The following is a 16,005-nucleotide window of genomic DNA, read 5'->3' as shown; positions in this document are numbered from 1 at the left end:
TGCATAAAGGGATTTTTTGAGAATTGAGGATTAAGCGTAATATGCTGGTTCAACTTTTGGCTCTGCCAAGAAATTTAAAGCGGGTGGTCGCTGCAACCGTTGATGTGCTTGGCATTATGCTGGCACTGTGGTTTGCCGTGAGTGTTGATGCTCGAGTGTTCTACTTGCCGAGCAATTGGAACGATGTTGCTTTTGCTTTTGTGCTCTCCGTAGCTTCAGTATTTTTGTTTTATAAATTAGGTCTTTATCGTTCAGTAACCCGCTATATCGGTTCGAAAGCATTGCGAGCGGTTGTATTTGGTATGCTCGCCTCTTCCTCGGCGTTGGTGCTTTTTAGTGCGCTGATGGATGCTCGCGTTAACCTCAACGTTGTTGTTATTTATAGTTTGTCAGCCTTTATTTTTATCGCCGCTTCGCGTTTTGGGGCGCGTTCTGTGTTTCGTCAGGTGCAGTCGCGACCGAAAGACAACGTCATTATTTATGGCGCGGGTGAGGCAGGGCGCCAACTGGCACATGCGCTGATACATGGGCGTGAATATCACGCGGTTGCCTTTGTCGACGACGATGAAACGTTGCAAGGTGCAATGATACAGAACTTGTCTGTATTTCCTGTCAGCAAAATTGGCGAACTGACGCACAAGCTTGACGTCAAACGGATACTGTTGGCATTTCCAAGTGCATCGCGTTCAACACGTCGGAACGCACTTGAAATGCTGTCGCACTTACCCGTAACTGTACAAACCATTCCCGGTATGGCCGATATTATTGCCGGGGATGCAAAAATTGATGAGTTGCGCGAGGTGAATATTGAAGACCTGCTCGGACGAGATGCGGTCGCGCCGCAAATGGATCTGTTGACCCAGAACATCCGCGGTAAAGCGGTGATGGTCACGGGCGCAGGAGGGTCGATTGGCTCAGAATTGTGCCGTCAAGTTGCTGCACAGAAGCCCAAGGCACTTATTTTATACGAGTGGTCAGAGCCTTCGCTGTATTATATTCATGAAGAGCTCACACAAACCTATCCAGACGTTGCTATTTTCCCATTTGTGGGTTCTGTGCAAGATGAGATTACCCTGAAATCGGTGATGAATTCGCATCGTATCGATACGATATATCATGCCGCTGCGTATAAACATGTCCCCATGGTGGAGATGAACATTATACAGGCAGCGAGAAATAATGTACTGGGTACTTTATACACTGCGCAAGCAGCGATTGACGCAGGTGTCGAGAAGTTTGTCTTGGTTTCTACCGACAAAGCCGTCCGTCCTACCAATGTGATGGGGGCGACAAAGCGTTTGGCTGAGCTGATCCTACAAGGACTCGCTAAAACGACCCAAAAAACTGCGTTTTGTATGGTGCGGTTTGGGAATGTGCTGGGTTCGTCGGGTTCTGTTGTGCCTAAATTTAGAGAGCAGATCAAGAAAGGCGGACCCATTACGCTCACTCACAAGGATATTACGCGTTACTTTATGATTATCCCTGAAGCCGCCCAGCTCGTTATTCAGGCAGGTGCTATGGGCGATCAAGGCGATGTGTTTGTTTTGGACATGGGCGAACCGATTAAAATCTATGACTTGGCGAAACAAATGATTCGGTTGTCGGGTTTAACTGTTAAAGATGAGCAAAACCCTCATGGCGACATCGAGATCAAAATCACCGGGCTGCGACCGGGCGAAAAGCTATACGAAGAGTTAATTATCGGCAATACCGATCGCCTCACTCCTCACCCTCGTATTCGTCGTGCATCTGAACATTCGCTTGCTTGGACGGAGGTTGAGTCGCTATTAAATGATGTGATTGCGTGTTGTGCAGAAATGGATGGACAGCGCTTACGTGATATTTTAAAAGACGCTCCTTTGGACTACACGCCGGATAGTCGCTGTGTTGACCTGCACTACCCGGTACAGATCACAAAAAAGATTAAACATTCTTTGAGCCAGCCTCAACAGCCTCACTAGTTTACACTTATACAACTTGCAGTCTCGCGGAATCATCGCCGCGGGATTGCAAATCTATTTTTTCTCACCATAATCGTTAAATACAGTCCAAATATGGTGAAAACAATATGAAAAAACTTTCCTCCGTGACTCTCGGTCTTGGTCTGCTATTGGCGGGTGGTGTTCAGGCTCAAGATGCTATCACATACAACGACCAGCAAAAATTACACGACATTGCCGATGCCGTAAGTGCTAAACGAATTGAACAGGATATTCGTAAGTTAGTGAGTTTTGGCACTCGTCATACCTTATCCGAAACGGAATCTGATACTCGTGGTATTGGTGCTGCAAGACGCTGGGTTTACCAAGAGTTTCAACGCATTTCCGCTGACTGTGGTGGTTGTCTTGAAGTGATGTACGTATCGGATATTGTCGAGGGCGAAGATCGTATTCCTGATGCGACCGAAGTAAAAAGTGTGATTGCGATTCAGCGTGGCTCAACGGATCCCGACCGTTATGTGATGATGTCCGGTGATATTGACTCGCGGGTCAGCGATGTGATGGATGCGACTTCCGATGCGCCAGGGGCTAATGATAACGCTTCGGGTGTGGCGGGTACGCTCGAAGCCGCGCGAGTGCTCAGTCAGTATAACTTTGATGGCTCGATAGTTTATGCGGCGCTGTCTGGCGAGGAGCAAGGCTTGTTCGGTGGTAAAATTCTTGCGCGCAAGGCAAAGCAAAATAAATGGCGCATCATGGCCGTCCTGAATAACGACATGATTGGCAATATTGAAGGTATCAATGGGGTGATCAATAACACCACCGCCCGCATTTTTGCTGAGGGAACTCGAATGGATGAAACCGATCGCGAGGCGACCATGCGACGGTTTTACGGTGGCGAAAATGACTCGCCTTCACGTAATGTAGCGCGCTATATCGATACCATGGCTGACCGTTATATTGCCAACTTAGATACCATGATTGTTTATCGCTTGGATCGCTTCGGCCGTGGCGGTCACCATCGACCGTTTAATGACCTAGGGTATCCGGGTGTACGTATTATGGAAACTAACGAGAATTATAATCGTCAGCATCAGGACTTGCGCACGGAAAACGGGATTGAGTACGGTGACACTATCGAGGGTGTGGACTTTGATTACGCGGCTAAGTTGACGGCGTTGAATGCGGTTTCATTAGCCGGTATGAGCTGGGCGCCTGAACCGCCGCAGAACGTAGATATTCGCGGTGCCGTGCAACCCTCGACCACACTCACTTGGAACGACGCTCGTGGCGAAGAAAATGTTATGGGTTACAAAGTGTACTGGCGTCTTACCTCTGAACCACAATGGCAGTGGAGTCGCTACGTGGGTGATGTGAACGAATATACGCTTGAGAACGTAGTGATTGATAACTACATTTTTGGAGTTGCCAGTGTGAGCCCCGATGGATTCGAAAGTCCAGTGGTTTTCCCGGGGCCAGCAGGTGAGTTCTCAATCGAGTTCGAGGATGACACAGACGACAACTAATCAATTTAAACCGTTGCAGCGGCCAGAAACTGATTCTGGTCAGCTGCGCACCATTGGCTTCGAAATCGAATTCAGTGGGCTATCAGTTCAGCAGACGCTCGAGGTACTGCAATCCCATCTTAAAGGTCAAGTCGATCATATATCCCTCGCCGAACGCAGTATCCAACATGAACAACTCGGTACCTTTCATATTGAGTTAGATTGGAGTTATTTAAAACGTATCGCACGAGAGCAGCCGACCAGTGGTACAGCTGAACATATTTGGCTAGAAGAATTGCACGCCTTGGCCGAGCGTATGGTTCCCATGGAAATTGTTTGTCCACCGATGACGTTACAACAATGCGAATGTTTGTTTCCGATTATTGAGGCACTCAGAGAGGCGGGTGCTAAAGGTACGGATGAATCTTGGATAGCTGCCTACGGAGTGCATATTAATCCTCAAGTAGCGAGTGAAGACAGCACTGATGTATTACGTTATTTGCAGGCATTTTCGTTACTACAGTGGTGGTTGTTTAAAGCGCTCAAGGTGGATACGACTCGTAAAATGAGCCCTTATATTGATAAGTATCCTGAGGCGTACATTCGGCATTTGTGTCAGCAATCTGAGGTCAGTGAAGGGCAATTAATTGATGATTACCTAAAATTTAATGCGTCCCGTAATCGCGCGTTAGATATGTTGCCGCTTTTTGCGTATTGGCGGCCCGAGGTTGTAAGCAAAGCCGTGGGCGATGCCAAAGTGGGTGCGCGACCTACCTTTCATTTTCGTCTACCCAACTGTCATATTGAGCGAATAGGCTGGCAACTCGACACGGCTTGGCGTAGTTGGTGGGTGGTCGAGCAGTTAGCAAATGACACGGCTGCACTGACGTATTGGAAGGATGCCTTTTTGGCGGCAGATAGGCCGTTATTAGGTGTTGATGAATCCGCATGGATCGATAGGGTAGCATCATGGCTGAACGACCGCGCGTGGTGGTAACGGGCAATGCTCGCCGCTGGTCTCCTTCATGGTGGTGTACGCAGCTCACGTTGTGGTTGTTGGGCGCACAAGCCATCCGCGTGAGTACTCGGCATCACGTATCACGTAATGCTGATGTCGATGCACTGATCATTGGTGGGGGAGATGACATCAGCCCCAATCATTATGGTCAGAGCGCAAAGCCGGATGGTGACTATGATCCGGCTCGTGATGCATTAGAAATTGAGTGGATTCGGTGGGCGTTAAAGACCGATACGCCGATGCTTGGAATATGTCGTGGCGCACAATTAATTAATGTCGTGTTGGGTGGGGAACTGAACCAAAATATCCGCTCCTTGCGTAAACGAACCTACAACCGTCCGGGTCTATTGCCGACCAAGCAAGTTTGGTTAAAGCATCACTCGAGACTGCGTCAGGTAGTGGGGCATCGTAAGTTGCGAGTGAATAGTTTGCACTATCAAGTGGTGACACGACCAGGCGACGGAATGCAGGCGGTTGGTTGGGACTTGGACGAGTTTATTCAAGCCACTGAGCATGCTGAGCGTCCTATTATCGGCGTGCAGTGGCATCCTGAGTATTTATTTTACTTATCCAGTGAACGGCGCATTTTTGCGTGGTTACTTCGCTGTATTTCTGCACGATAGGAGCGTCTGTGAAAAAGGTGTTGATCGGTGTTTTGGCGTTAATGGCTGCGGCGTGCAGTAACAACGAAGACATACATATTAATAAACAAGTGCCGCCGCATCATACCGAGGATGGCTTTAAAAATTTGCACGGTCCTGAAAAGCAAAGTGGATTTTTTGATTATTGGTACATGCGTTGGTTTGGGGAAACGGAATGGGCCGATCAATCGGAGCAAGTTGATGCGATTCCTTTTATGCAGGCCGATTTGAATAAAATCTCTAACCCTAACCCCGAGGATCGGCAAGTTACGTGGATAGGGCATTCGACATTTCTACTTCAATACCAGGGGATGGCGGTGCTTACCGATCCGATTTTTAGTGAGCGAGCATCGCCCGTGAGCTTTATGGGGCCTCAGCGTTTGACTGAACTGCCTGTACAGTTATCAGACTTGCCTCCGATTGATGCCGTGATTATTTCTCATGACCATTATGATCATTTAGACGCTGATACGATTGAAACACTGGGCAACTCGACTCATTACTTCGTTCCGCTTGCCTTGAAGCCGTGGTTTCTTGAGCTAGGCATTGCAGAAGACAATGTTACCGAACTTGATTGGTGGCAAGGCGCAGCGACTAACGACCAGCTGCGTGTTCATGCAACTCCTAGTCAACATTGGTCTGGTCGAAGTCTTTGGGATCGCTTTGAGACCTTATGGGCGAGCTACGTGATTGATATTGGCGATTGGCGCGTATGGTTTGGCGGGGATACGGGCTATAACGCCATACAGTTTAAAGAAATCGGCCATGTGTTTAATGATATTGACCTTGCGTTGATGCCTGTGGGTGCCTACTTACCCCGTTGGTTTATGAAAATGCCTCATGTTGATCCGGAGCAAGCCACTCTGATTCATCAAGATATTGGTGCTAAGCAAAGTATCACGATGCATTGGGGGGCATTTCAATTAGCGGCAGAGGGTATTCCGCAAACCATCGATGATATTAAGCACGCGCGTGAAAAGGCGCAATTGTCGGAAAACGAGTTTCGCATTATGCCAGTGGGTGCGACTGAGATTTTAACGTCCGATAGCGTGAAGTAAGTTTCGATAATACTGATCTTAAAACCTCTCTCGGATGTATTTCTATTCGAATATATTGAACAATCGTTTTTACAGGATTATTTATGACCATTGCGCAGCGGCTTTATGCGGGATTTGCCTTTATTATATTACTGATTATCGGGATTACCGTTGTTGGTACTTATCAAGTTGGCCAAATCGATCAAACGTTGAGACAGGTGAATGGAGTCGGTAGCGAAAAGCAACGCTATGCGATTAATTTCCGCGGTAGTGTGCATGACCGTGCGATAGCATTACGCGATTTTGTGTTGACTGAACAGGCATCGAAGCGACGCGAATATCGCGCGCTTATTGATAAGCTTCAAGGCGATTATGCCGATGCGCAGCAAGGACTGGATCAACTTATTGCCGATCCAAAATACGTTAATGATAAAGAAAAGCAGTTATTAGCGCGTATTAGTGAGATCCGTGAACAAGCCTTAGCCACTTCTGATCGTGTCTATCAGCTGTTGGCGCAGGATCTGCGTCAGCAAGCTCAAGATTATGTTTTAAGCGATTTATCGCCGGCCTATGCGGAATGGTTGGTAAGGATTAACGACTTTATCGATTATGAAGAGAAGATCATCGCCGACGGTGTTGATGGAGTGCTTGAACGCAGTAATGGATTTGCGGTTCTGATGTGGTGTGTGGCTGTGATTGCTGCACTTGTTGCGGCAGCCATCAGTTATTACATTGTACGTCGGCTAACACATACCTTAGGCGGCGAGCCAGAAGCGGTTGTTGAGGTCTTGGAAACCATCGCGGCGGGTGATTTAACGGTTGAGACTCGTTCGAAATACGAGGGTAGCTTGATGGCGCAGGTCAACCGTATGGTGCGGCAGCTACGAGCGCTGGTAAAAGAGGTCGATGAAACGTCCGATCAACTGCTGAATGCCTCTGGTGAACTGAGCGAAACCAGTGATAACAACACGCAGATGGTGATTCGCCAGCAGGATGAAACGACACAAGGAGCCACTGCGATCAATGAAATGTCGCAAACGGTATCTGAGGTCGCTTCACATACAAATGAGGCGGCACAGTTAGCGGATGAGACTGATCGCGAAACGCAAACAGGCAGTCGTGAGGTGGCGGCAACAATTAGCTCAATTGAGCAGCTTGCCGATGAGGTTGAGAGTGCGGCCTCGGTGATTGTTGAGTTGAGCGATAATACGGCTGAGATCGACAAAGTGTTGGAAGTGATAGAGGGTATCGCCGACCAAACTAACTTGCTTGCGCTAAATGCCGCTATTGAAGCTGCACGGGCGGGTGAGCATGGGCGTGGATTCTCGGTTGTTGCTGACGAAGTTCGCGCGCTTGCGAATCGTACACAAGAGTCCACGCAGAGCATTCAAGATCTGATTGAGACGATGCGTAACAGTGCTTCTCAGGCGGTTGATGTGATGCAACGCGGTCAGGAGCAAGCAGGTAATAGTGTTGAGCAAGCTCGCCGAGCGGGTAAATCGTTGGATACGGTCAATCACGTGGTTAAGCAAATGACCGATATGAATGCGCAAATTGCCACAGCAGCTGAGGAACAAAGCTCGGTCGCGGAAGAAATCAATCAGAACTTTCATAAAATTACCGAAGCCACTGAAGAGACAGCAGCGGGCTCTGAGCAAGTCAGTGAGTCGAGCCGTCAGCTTAACGAGCTTGCACGCAATTTAAGTGAGCGTGTCAAACGTTTTAAAACGGCGTAGATTTAGCCACTCGGTGTTTTGGCTCTTGATTTACAAGGCTAAAACACCTAGTATACGCGCCTTATGGAGAGGTGTCCGAGTGGCTGAAGGAGCACGCCTGGAAAGTGTGTATACGGCAACGTATCGAGGGTTCGAATCCCTCTCTCTCCGCCATATCCAAAAAAACCGCCTTTACGGCGGTTTTTTTATGCCCGCGTAGCTTGCGCCTTTGGCGCAAGGGCGGTGGTTGTTGTCGCGCAAAATGCGCGACGTACGGTGGGTCGGATGTGGCGTAGCTTGCGCCTTTGGCGCAAGGGCGATGGTCGATGTCGCGCAAAATGCGCGACCTACCAAAGGACGGCGATTATCCCAAGCGGTAGCGTGAGCAGGAATAACAACCATAGAATCAATGCGCGGCTCAAGGTCCGCACGAGACCAGGCTCTATCAACCACAAAAAGCTCCGGTAGCCCGACAGCTGGTGTTTGACTATCTTGAATTGGGTTAATGCAAGTGTGGTGGTGAGAAGCGTAATGACCCCTGCAAGGACGGTATTGAATAAGGTGCTTTCAGTAAACCACATCAATGACAGCATGGCTAAGGCGAACAAATAGGCTAAGTAGTGCATGCCCGCAGGGGATACTATCTGTAACATCATATGTAGGCGTGGGTGGCGCTGGACAGGCCTACTCAATTTCTCAAAACGGCGTGTAGCGGCATAGCTGTATGCGAGTACGTGAACAGCAATGACCAATAGCATGAACACCAGTGCTTTGCCAAACGACTCAGTTTTAGCGAGTCCCAGTGCGAGCAGTAGCAACGTTGGAGCCGCGAACAGCAACTGACCGCGACAATAGCCGATGTAAAAATGCCTATAACCAGCCACGTGAATTACCCAGGCCGTGTGCCTCGGTTTTACAATCGTGTTATAGATGATGAATGATAGGCTGCTGAGTCCGATGATTATCAATGCGGCCAGCCAAAAACCGGGGTTACCGATGTCAAATGTGTATAAAAGGTAACCCGGAAGTGGACCGAGTATGAGCAACACAGGTTGGATCATGAGCGCGAATACTGCGGCGATTTTTATTAGTGTGCGATTACTTTCTGAAAAAGCGCGCAGTTGATGTTTTTCACATGTGCGGTACATGTTTGCAGGGTCCCTGGGTCATCGTCATCGTCGCGCAAAATGCGCGACCTACACCAATGCAATGGATTTGTCGCCGATCTGTAGCTTGCGCCTTGGGCGCAAGTTGGTGAGCTGCTCACTGTGATCAATGACAATTAAAGGTCGGTTTGTTTCGGCCAATATATGATTCAAAGTGGCGGCACTAGTGGAATCTAAGCCGTTAAACGGCTCATCAAGTAATAGCCAGTGCCCGTTGCCTGAGAGTGCCAGTATCAATTTGAGCTTTTGCTGATTTCCTTGCGAAAGCTTGCCTACCGTTGCCGTTAAACAATCTGAAAACTGAAAAGCTTCAATCAATTGATTGCGTTGTGTTATGTCGCAACGTTGATACTTGTCGTATAGCGAAAACACTGTAGTTATGGTCATGTTGTCGGGGATTTGAATACTATCGGCAACGAGGTCGGGGCGATCGTCAACGTTCAACGAGCCCGAACTGGGCGTGATTAACCCGCTGAGAAGCTGTAAAAAGGTAGATTTTCCAGCACCGTTTTTACCTGTGAGCTGATACTGCCCTTCTGGCAGCGCGAGCGTAACGGAATCTAAGATTAAGTTATCACCGAGCTTTACGCTGACATTATTCAATTCAATGTTGGTCATTTATATGCATCTTGTAAGCGGATATCTGCCGCCATGTTACGGTAGCTTGCGCCTTTGGCGCAAGGTGCAATGCCTGATGTCGCGCAAGATGCGCGACGGTATTGAATTTTTGTTTAGAAATAGTAAAGAGACTGTTTAGCAGAAAGCATATTGTCTATTGTAACAAAGTGTTTCAAATTGAAGTTTCATTTTGTTTGGAGGTAGTTATGTTTAAACGTTCCTTACTTGTTATTGCGCTGAGTAGTGCGCTCGCCGCTTGTGGTGGATCTGACTCAAGCACCGACTCAACAACCGGTGATAATGGCGGCGGTAATGAAACCGCATCATCTACAATTGTGACCGAAGGGGTCATCACGGGTTTTGGTAGTGTTTACGTAAACGGTGAACGTTATCGTTCTGACAACGCCACCATTGCGCTCGATAATGCTCAATCTGGCACCGAGAGTGACTTAAAGGTCGGTATGGTGGTGAAAATGAAAGCCACACGCTCCGGTAATGAAACACCTGAAGCCAGTGAGATCGCGTATGAAGAAGAAATTCAGGGTCGCGTAGACTTCATCGATATCGATAATCAAGCGTTTACTGTATTAGGTCAAACCATAAACTTTGATGATGTCACGGAATTTGTAGGAGTAACCGACAGTACGCTCGCCGTAGGTAACTTTGTTGAAATCAGTGGGTATTTAAACGAAGACGGTGAATTTTACGCGACCTTGGTGGAGCTTGAGAGCGACGAGGATGAGCTTAAAGTAAAAGGCAATATAGCTGGGCTCGATACGGACGCGCAAACCTTCATGCTGGGCGAACTCACCATCGACTATTCGCAAGCGAATTTCGAAGAGATGACGGCTGATGATTTGCAAGATGGGTTAGCCATTAAAGTTGAAGGAAGTCAGTATGATTCAACCACAGATACGTTGATTGCTGATTCTATTGAGCAAAAAGATAGCCGCTTGGACGACGATGTTGATGAGCTGGAAGTCGCGGGTGTTGTCGGTAATTATGATGCTGAGGCGGGTACCTTTATCATTAAAGGTTACCAAGTTGCCCTTGATGACGATACTGAATTTGATGAGGGTGAAGAGGTCGATCTAAGTAACGGTGTTCGTATCAAAGTTGAAGCACGTAATGATGGCGAGTCTTGGATTGCTGAAGAAATAGAATTTCAAGAGTACCGTGCGGTAGGGCGCACCGAGGGTGCTGTCAGTGAAATTGACGTGGATAACGGATTGATTACTGTAAACGGCATTGAATTCTTAACCACCTCGCAAACCCGTTATAAAGATGATTCGGATGCTGATTTGCGTCAATTCACGTTCGACGATATTGCCGTCAACGACGTATTACGTGTCATTGCGCGTGAAGACCAACAGGGTCAAGCGATTGCTCTGAAGATTAAGCGTTTAGATGAAGAAGATCGTGACGGTGAGATTAAGGGCGTACCCAATGATATTTCGGAGTCGGGTTTCACGCTTGCTGGAGTTGAAGTCATTATTAATGACGAAACACGCTTTAAAACCGATGATTCACGGATTTCGCTCGATGAATTCATTGCCTTGTTCGACGGCGATACTGAGTTGCGCGTTGAGGTTGAAGGCGAGTGGGACGGTGACCAACTGATTGCGCACAAAGTCGAGGTCGACCTCGAAGACGAAGGTGATGCCGGCGATGGTGACGATGAGGGTGATGAGCGTCAGGGCTATACCGAATATGAAGGTGAGGTGACGGACGTCAATGGCGAAGCTTTTACGGTTAATGGCATCGAGGCGCGTTTAACCTCTGATAGCGAGCTGAAAATTAACGACGAAGAGGTCACATTGCAAGCGTTTGTTGATGCATTAGCTGAAGGTGTTGTGGTTGAGGTCGAAGGCCAGTGGCAAGAACAAAGCTACGTGCTTGTCTACGAGGCAGAAATCGACGATTAATCGTAGCTTGCGCCTTTGGCGCAAGGGCGGTATCTGTTGTCGCGCAAGATGCGCGACGTACGGCGGTGGGGTGTTCGATGTCGCGATGGTTGTTGTCGCGCAGAATGCGCGACCTACGGTGGGTGGGGGCCGATGTCGCGATGGTTGTTGTCGCGCAAGATGCGCGACCTACGGTGGGTGGGGGCCGATGTCGCGATGGTTGATGTCGCGCAGGATGCGCGACGTACGGCGGTGGGGGGCCGATGTCGCGATGGTTGTTGTCGCGCAAGATGCGCGACCTACGGTGGGTGGGGGCCGATGTCGCGATGGTTGATGTCGCGCAGGATGCGCGACGTACGGCGGTGGGGGGCCGATGTCGCGATGGTTGTTGTCGCGCAAGATGCGCGACCTACGGTGGGTGGGGGCCGATGTCGCGATGGTTGATGTCGCGCAGAATGCGCGACCTACGGTGGTGGGGTGTTCGATGTCGCGATGGTTGATGTCGCGCAGAATGCGCGACCTACGGTGGTGGGGGCCGATGTCGCGATGAATGATGTCGCGCAGAATGCGCGACCTACGGCGGGTCGGATGTGGCGTAGCTTGCGCCTTTGGCGCAAGGGCGATGGTTGTTGTCGCGCAAAATGCGCGACCTACGGTGGTGGGGGCCGATGTCGCGATGGTTGATGTCGCGCAGAATGCGCGACGTACGGTGGTGGGGGCCGATGTCGCGATGGTTGTTGTCGCGCAGGATGCGCGACCTACGGTGGTGGGGGCCGATGTCGCGATGGTTGATGTCGCGCAGAATGCGCGACGTACGGTGGTGGGGGCCGATGTCGCGATGGTTGATGTCGCGCAGAATGCGCGACCTACGGTGGTGGGGGCCGATGTCGCGATGAATGATGTCGCGCAAGATGCGCGACCTACGGCGGTGGGATGTTCGATGTCGCGATGGCTGATGTCGCGCAGGATGCGCGACGTACGGTGGTGGTGTGTTCAATGTCGCGATGGTTGATGTCGCGCAGGATGCGCGACGTACGGTGGGTGGGATGTCCGATGTCGGTACGGCGGGGCGATGTTTGATGTGGCTCAAGATGCGTGGCGCACTTCGACCTAAGTCGAATGTTTAATTTTTATTGGCTTGCATATGCTTAAACCAAATCTATTTGGTTGCGGAGTATGTATATGCAGGCCTATCACCAACTTTATTCTGATGCTCAGCAAGATCCAGAGGGATTCTGGCTTGAGCAGGCGCATCGTTTACATTGGTTTAAAGCGCCTCAACAGGCGGCTAATTTAAAAACCAATGGCTTAGCCGATTGGTTCCCCGATGGCGAGTGCAATATTAGCTATCAAGCACTGGATGCGCAGATAGAAGCGGGGCGAGGCGAACAAGTTGCCCTGTACTACGACTCTCCCGTTACGCAAACTAAACAGCAGTGGACATTTAACCAGTTGCGGGACGAAGTGGCGCGCTGCGCGGGTATGATCCAAGCGGCGGGTGTGAGTAAAGGCGATCGCGTGGTTATTTACATGCCGATGATCCCACAGGCAGCCATTGCGATGCTGGCGTGTGCGCGACTGGGCGCGATTCATTCCGTTGTGTTTGGTGGTTTTGCGGCACACGAACTTGCAATCCGAATTGATGATTCGGAGCCTGCATTGCTGATTACCGCCTCATGCGGTATTGAGGGGCAGCGTGTGCTCGACTATAAACCTATTGTCGATAAAGCATTACACGAAGCTGAACACCCGCCACAACATGTGATTGTGTATCAACGCTCACAAAGCCACGCGTCGATGCAGTCACCTCGCGATATTGACTGGACAAACGCGATAAAAGACGCACCTGCGGTTGATGCGGTGCCGGTGAATGCCACTCATCCACTGTATATTCTATACACGTCGGGAACCACGGGACGTCCGAAAGGGGTGGTACGTGACCATGGTGGCTATGCTGTGGCACTGAACTTCTCCATGAATTACGTTTACGGTATGCATCCCGGAGAGACCTTATTCACTGCCTCAGACGTGGGCTGGGTCGTCGGCCATTCTTATATTGTATACGGTCCGTTGTTGTTCGGTTGCAGTTCTATACTCTATGAGGGAAAGCCGATTAATACACCCGACGCGGGTGCGTTTTGGCGAATTATCCAAGACTACCAAGCATCGGCTGTATTTTCGGCACCGACGGCGTTTCGTGCCATTAAAAAAGAAGACCCTCATGGTGAGCATTTAGCCAAATACGATATTAGCGCGTTAAAGCGCATTTACATGGCCGGTGAGCGGCTCGACCCCGCTACGCTCGAGTGGACTGAGCATCTGACCGATCGTCCGGTGTATGACCACTGGTGGCAGACTGAAAGTGGTTGGCCAATGTGCGCTAACCCCGTGGGAGTAGGCGCTACCCCTGTCAAGCCGGGCTCTTCAAGCCTGCCTGTGCCGGGTTATGAATTTGCCATCCTCGATCCACAAGGTCAGCCATTAGGCGCTAATGAAGAAGGTTCCGTGTGCTTGCGTCTGCCGTTGCCGCCGGGCTGTTTACCGACGGTGTGGGGCGATGAACAACGTTTACAGGATAGCTACCTGAAGGCGTTTCCGGGTTATTACTGCAGTGGCGACGGGGGGTACATGGACGACGATGGCTATGTATTCATTATGGGCCGTACTGATGACGTGATTAATGTGGCAGGTCACCGACTGTCGACCGGTGAAATGGAAGAAGTATTAGCGCAACATACTGCTGTCGCTGAATGTGCGGTTGTTGGTCAACCTGATGAACTCAAGGGCGAGTTACCGGTGGGGCTGGTGATTTTGAAAAATGATGCGCAGATCTCAACAGAGGAATTGCAGGCGCAACTTATTGCTCAAATTCGCGAGACGATCGGTGCGATTGCATGCTTAAAAACGCTCTACGTTGTGCCCAAGTTGCCCAAAACGCGCTCAGGGAAAATTTTGCGCCGGTTGATTCGACAAGTATTACAGGGCGACACCGTGGCGGTTCCTTCGACCATAGACGACCCGGATAGTGTTGAGATGATTCAAACAGTGGTAAAGCAGCAAAATGAAGCTAGGAAAGTCAGTTGAAATCCCGTTAGAATAGAGGCTTTGTAAGTTAATTTAACGGGTATTGAATGACACTTTCTATTGTCGCAGTTGTTTTGGGTTTAATTGTCTTAGTCTGGAGTGCTGATCGCTTTGTCGAAGGTGCTGCCGCAGTTGCCAAAAACTTAGGGATGGCGCCGCTTGTTATCGGCATGGTGATCATTGGCTTCGGTACTTCAGCGCCAGAGATGGTGGTCTCGGCGTTGGCATCATCACAAGGTAACCCAGCGCTCGCACTGGGTAATGCATTTGGCTCAAATATCACGAACATTTCGCTGGTGTTGGGTGTCACGGCCGTGTTGGCACCGATTGCAGTGCAGTCGGGGGTGATTAAACGTGAGTTACCCGTGCTGATTGCGATTACTTTACTTACGGCTGCGTTCCTGTGGGACTACCAAATAACCACGATTGAAGCCTGGATCCTTTTAGCGATATTTGCTACCTACATGGGTTGGTCAATCTGGTTAGGTAAAAACAGCAGCGACGATAGCTTGGCCGCTGAGTTTACTCAGGAAGTCGACGCTAATCCGATGTCGATGAAGCCTGCGGTTATCTGGTTGATGATTGGTTTAGTGTTATTGGTTGCGAGCTCCAGAGCACTGGTTTGGGGGGCTGTAAACATTGCTACCGCGCTTGGTGTGAGTGACTTGGTGATTGGCTTGACTGTGGTCGCTATTGGTACATCGCTGCCAGAACTCGCCTCTGCCATTGCTGCGACGCGCAAAAACGAGCATGATTTGGCGTTGGGTAACGTGATTGGTTCAAACATGTTCAATACCCTTGCGGTCGTGGGTATTGCTGGTGCCATCCATCCGATTGATTTAGAACCGTTGGTGCTTTCGCGTGATTGGGTCGCAATGGCCGGTCTCACACTATTGTTGTTGCTGTTTTCTTTGCGGGTTAATCGTTTAGGTCGAATTAACCGTGTACATGGTGTGACGTTCTTAGTCCTTTACGTTGCTTACACGGTTTATCTGATAAGCACGGGGTTCACTCCCGCGTTAACCAGTTAAATAGACTGACGATAGACATGAGCCGCGCGAGTCGCGGCTTTTTTATTCATTATTGTTGAAAATCGTTCGCATTAGCATTACACTCGTTGATAGTTAATTACGAGGTGATGTTCAGTGTACGTTTGTTTATGCAAAGGCGTTTCGGATAAAACCATTGCTAAGTCAGTTGCTACTGGCGAGGTATCAAGTATGCGAGAGCTCCGTCAGCAGTACGGTGTGGCTTCGCAGTGCGGTTGCTGTAAGCAATGCGCTAAGGAAGTCTTGAATGAGGCTTTAGAAAAACGTAACGATCATGTGCTGCCAGGCACTAAAATTCCTACTACGGTGTGCTACACTTAACTGAGTT

General features: G+C 49.6%; 14 protein-coding genes and 1 tRNA gene. 12 read left to right on the top strand and 3 right to left on the bottom strand.

Annotation, left to right across the window (positions count from 1 at the left end; translation table 11 throughout):
* Positions 1 to 41: 41 nt before the first annotated feature.
* From AC3AP5_RS08200 to AC3AP5_RS08170, 7 genes are all read left to right on the top strand, one after another.
* Positions 42 to 1,961 carry a polysaccharide biosynthesis protein gene (locus AC3AP5_RS08200; RefSeq protein WP_487326470.1) on the top strand — a complete coding sequence of 640 codons (1,920 nt, stop codon included), beginning with the start codon at positions 42 to 44 and terminating at the stop codon, positions 1,959 to 1,961.
* 107 nt (positions 1,962 to 2,068) lie between these two features.
* Positions 2,069 to 3,466: a M28 family metallopeptidase gene (locus tag AC3AP5_RS08195; RefSeq protein ID WP_272977527.1), complete on the top strand. Its 1,398-nt coding sequence runs from the start codon at positions 2,069 to 2,071 to the stop codon at positions 3,464 to 3,466.
* Positions 3,447 to 4,442: an amidoligase family protein gene (locus AC3AP5_RS08190; RefSeq protein ID WP_487326469.1), complete on the top strand. Its 996-nt coding sequence runs from the start codon at positions 3,447 to 3,449 to the stop codon at positions 4,440 to 4,442. The genes AC3AP5_RS08195 and AC3AP5_RS08190 overlap by 20 nt, the downstream gene beginning before the upstream one ends.
* Positions 4,415 to 5,086: a gamma-glutamyl-gamma-aminobutyrate hydrolase family protein gene (locus AC3AP5_RS08185; RefSeq protein WP_487326468.1), complete on the top strand. Its 672-nt coding sequence runs from the start codon at positions 4,415 to 4,417 to the stop codon at positions 5,084 to 5,086. Before AC3AP5_RS08190 ends, AC3AP5_RS08185 begins: the two co-directional genes overlap by 28 nt.
* A gap of 8 nt (positions 5,087 to 5,094) precedes the next feature.
* Positions 5,095 to 6,162, top strand: a complete 1,068-nt coding sequence (locus tag AC3AP5_RS08180; protein ID WP_287830483.1) for an MBL fold metallo-hydrolase — start codon at positions 5,095 to 5,097, stop codon at positions 6,160 to 6,162.
* 83 nt (positions 6,163 to 6,245) lie between these two features.
* Positions 6,246 to 7,877, top strand: a complete 1,632-nt coding sequence (locus AC3AP5_RS08175; protein ID WP_487326467.1) for a methyl-accepting chemotaxis protein — start codon at positions 6,246 to 6,248, stop codon at positions 7,875 to 7,877.
* 65 nt (positions 7,878 to 7,942) lie between these two features.
* Positions 7,943 to 8,030 (top strand) — tRNA-Ser (locus AC3AP5_RS08170).
* A gap of 173 nt (positions 8,031 to 8,203) precedes the next feature.
* Here the strand turns inward: AC3AP5_RS08170 and AC3AP5_RS08165 are convergent.
* Both AC3AP5_RS08165 and AC3AP5_RS08160 read right to left on the bottom strand, forming a co-directional pair.
* Complete coding sequence (locus tag AC3AP5_RS08165; RefSeq protein ID WP_487326466.1) at positions 8,204 to 9,004, bottom strand: hypothetical protein; 801 nt, start codon at positions 9,002 to 9,004, stop codon at positions 8,204 to 8,206.
* Between the two features lie 48 nt (positions 9,005 to 9,052).
* Positions 9,053 to 9,640 carry an ABC transporter ATP-binding protein gene (locus AC3AP5_RS08160; protein WP_487326465.1) on the bottom strand — a complete coding sequence of 196 codons (588 nt, stop codon included), beginning with the start codon at positions 9,638 to 9,640 and terminating at the stop codon, positions 9,053 to 9,055.
* A 206-nt stretch (positions 9,641 to 9,846) separates the two neighbouring features.
* Between AC3AP5_RS08160 and AC3AP5_RS08155 the strand changes: the two genes are divergently transcribed.
* The gene (locus AC3AP5_RS08155) at positions 9,847 to 11,565 is read left to right on the top strand and encodes a DUF5666 domain-containing protein (protein ID WP_487326464.1); all 1,719 of its coding nucleotides are present in this window, start codon (positions 9,847 to 9,849) and stop codon (positions 11,563 to 11,565) included.
* A 553-nt stretch (positions 11,566 to 12,118) separates the two neighbouring features.
* Here the strand turns inward: AC3AP5_RS08155 and AC3AP5_RS08150 are convergent.
* Positions 12,119 to 12,454, bottom strand: coding sequence for a hypothetical protein (locus tag AC3AP5_RS08150; protein WP_487326463.1), 336 nt, complete (start codon positions 12,452 to 12,454; stop codon positions 12,119 to 12,121).
* 79 nt (positions 12,455 to 12,533) lie between these two features.
* Here AC3AP5_RS08150 and AC3AP5_RS08145 point away from each other — a divergent pair, with 79 nt between their 5' ends.
* From AC3AP5_RS08145 to AC3AP5_RS08130, 4 genes are all read left to right on the top strand, one after another.
* Complete coding sequence (locus AC3AP5_RS08145) at positions 12,534 to 12,671, top strand: hypothetical protein (RefSeq protein WP_487326462.1); 138 nt, start codon at positions 12,534 to 12,536, stop codon at positions 12,669 to 12,671.
* 55 nt (positions 12,672 to 12,726) lie between these two features.
* Positions 12,727 to 14,628 (top strand): acetate--CoA ligase, encoded by a 1,902-nt coding sequence (locus tag AC3AP5_RS08140; RefSeq protein ID WP_487326461.1) that lies wholly within the window; start codon positions 12,727 to 12,729, stop codon positions 14,626 to 14,628.
* Between the two features lie 47 nt (positions 14,629 to 14,675).
* On the top strand, positions 14,676 to 15,659 hold the full coding sequence (locus AC3AP5_RS08135) for a calcium/sodium antiporter (RefSeq protein WP_272977306.1): 984 nt from the start codon (positions 14,676 to 14,678) through the stop codon (positions 15,657 to 15,659).
* Positions 15,660 to 15,773: 114 nt separating this feature from the next.
* Positions 15,774 to 15,998: a (2Fe-2S)-binding protein gene (locus AC3AP5_RS08130; protein WP_083773232.1), complete on the top strand. Its 225-nt coding sequence runs from the start codon at positions 15,774 to 15,776 to the stop codon at positions 15,996 to 15,998.
* The last annotated feature ends 7 nt before the right edge of the window (positions 15,999 to 16,005 follow it).

The sequence above is a fragment of the Idiomarina sp. D18 genome (assembly GCF_057748155.1).
The sequence above is the reverse complement of the archived record's forward strand: the minus strand, read 5'-3'. Positions and strand labels throughout refer to the sequence as shown.

Excerpts from the sequence above, each read along its gene's own strand:
- AC3AP5_RS08135 (WP_272977306.1), top strand. The coding sequence starts at position 14,676 with ATGACACTTTCTATTGTCGCAGTTGTTTTGGGTTTAATTGTCTTAGTC.
- AC3AP5_RS08160 (WP_487326465.1), bottom strand. The coding sequence starts at position 9,640 with ATGACCAACATTGAATTGAATAATGTCAGCGTAAAGCTCGGTGATAAC.
- AC3AP5_RS08175 (WP_487326467.1), top strand. The coding sequence starts at position 6,246 with ATGACCATTGCGCAGCGGCTTTATGCGGGATTTGCCTTTATTATATTA.
- AC3AP5_RS08190 (WP_487326469.1), top strand. The coding sequence starts at position 3,447 with ATGACACAGACGACAACTAATCAATTTAAACCGTTGCAGCGGCCAGAA.
- AC3AP5_RS08140 (WP_487326461.1), top strand. The coding sequence starts at position 12,727 with ATGCAGGCCTATCACCAACTTTATTCTGATGCTCAGCAAGATCCAGAG.
- AC3AP5_RS08185 (WP_487326468.1), top strand. The coding sequence starts at position 4,415 with ATGGCTGAACGACCGCGCGTGGTGGTAACGGGCAATGCTCGCCGCTGG.
- AC3AP5_RS08155 (WP_487326464.1), top strand. The coding sequence starts at position 9,847 with ATGTTTAAACGTTCCTTACTTGTTATTGCGCTGAGTAGTGCGCTCGCC.
- AC3AP5_RS08195 (WP_272977527.1), top strand. The coding sequence starts at position 2,069 with ATGAAAAAACTTTCCTCCGTGACTCTCGGTCTTGGTCTGCTATTGGCG.
- AC3AP5_RS08200 (WP_487326470.1), top strand. The coding sequence starts at position 42 with ATGCTGGTTCAACTTTTGGCTCTGCCAAGAAATTTAAAGCGGGTGGTC.
- AC3AP5_RS08165 (WP_487326466.1), bottom strand. The coding sequence starts at position 9,004 with ATGTACCGCACATGTGAAAAACATCAACTGCGCGCTTTTTCAGAAAGT.